The organism is Proteus sp. TSJ240517, from assembly GCF_047921575.1.
Taxonomy (GTDB): domain Bacteria; phylum Pseudomonadota; class Gammaproteobacteria; order Enterobacterales; family Enterobacteriaceae; genus Proteus.
In genome coordinates this window covers 1-1,523 of sequence record NZ_JBLRMH010000026.1, presented here as the reverse complement: position 1 = coordinate 1,523, position 1,523 = coordinate 1, and the positions used below count along the sequence as shown (strand labels likewise).

The following is a 1,523-nucleotide window of genomic DNA, read 5'->3' as shown; positions in this document are numbered from 1 at the left end:
ATTAATTCACTGACAGATACCAATAAAAAACTAACTGTGGCTCTCGAAGAACAGAAGTCTATTAATACTGATTATCAAGCACGCATAATGCGATTAAATCAGTTGGATATTCAATATATACAGGAGTTAGCGAATGCCAAGAATGAAATTAGTCACTTGCGTGATATTAGTGAGCGTCATCCTGAGCGGGTGTACATCAAAGCCGAGTGCCCAAAAAACAAAACCACTCCCGCCACCCGCTTGGCTTATGCAACCACCGCCCGACCTACTGACACCGCTATCAGAAATTATTGGTTACTCAGAGAGCGAATTGCAGAGTCAGAGCAAATGATTAAAGGGTTGCAGAATTACATTAGAGTGGAGTGTGTGAACTAAAAAAAAGCCCTACGTAGAGTACGAGGGCAAAACTGAAATTTGTCGAAAAAATATCAATCTTAATAAAGATAGCACTTATAAGTGAATATACCTATAGTGCGGCAAAAATATTATTTTAATAAGTGGTTACAATATACTTAACATTAATTTGCTAAATAGTTTTAATAAGTCAGATGGAATGATTCTTATTTGTGTTTTTGTTTTCTTTTAAAAAAGATATTTTTTGTGATAAAAATAAGAATAATAATATTAAATGGTAACTATAAGGTTATTTAATTATAAGGGTATTTATGTTCAATCATGGCATGAAAAAATTTTTTTTTAGAATTTGATGCCATTAAACCTTGGTAAATACTGAATGGTACTTCCTTATATCGATATTGTTCTCCATGTTTACAGTCGATTTCTAGCATTTTAGTTTGATAATCGTAAGCAACAGAAATAATTTTAGATGATGCAATGTAAATTTTGTCCATTAGACTAATCACTATTAATAAAAATAAAATGGGATAAAATAAAAGAGTAAATAAATTTTTACTTTAGTAACTTTTAATATTAGTAAAAATATTCAACTTATTTTTATATAAAGAAGAAATATGAGTTAAATTTATTATTTGTGTGAAGCTTCTCACATTAGAGATGAAAAATAAGTTCCAGCATCACGCATGGACAAAATTAAATAAAGAACTTCTCAAGAGGAATATAGTGATATTAATTCAGTATCGCTTTGTTAAGCAAATAAGCGAATTGAATACTTTCAATTGTTTTTTTAATTAACTATTGAATACAAATAAAATAACCCTGCGAGTTTGAGTTTACCGTGGGGCTAAATTTAAGCGAAAAATAAATACCTATAAATCATACCGCTACTCTTATTTCAATGCCAATAGAAATAGAAAGCGTCGCGTTGTCGCCGTCTCCTATGTTAGCCATGACCTATTTTATTTCTCGATAGAGAGCGCATAGTGAGAGTCAAAAACAACGAATACCACCGTTTTGTTATTTTTCGGTCATTATCAGCAACGTCAGCTGTAGGTAGAAGAAGGGGCGTGACGATGGAGAGACATCAATATATTTAATTCTACAAACGTCATTTATTTAGTGACGTATATGGATAGCCATCAGTTAACCGCTGGTGGCTTTTTTTA

2 protein-coding genes are annotated in these 1,523 nt (G+C 31.7%); one reads left to right on the top strand and one right to left on the bottom strand.

The annotated features are described in order from the left end of the window. The coding region (locus ACNARN_RS18590) for a lysis system i-spanin subunit Rz (RefSeq protein ID WP_416304816.1) at nt 1-375 on the top strand (375 nt) is incomplete at its 5' end. Between the two features lie 272 nt (nt 376-647). Here ACNARN_RS18590 and ACNARN_RS18585 read toward each other — a convergent pair. Continuing rightward, a complete protein-coding gene (locus ACNARN_RS18585; protein ID WP_036937625.1) occupies nt 648-851 on the bottom strand; it encodes a KTSC domain-containing protein in 204 nt (67 codons plus the stop codon). Between the last annotated feature and the right edge of the window lie 672 nt (nt 852-1,523).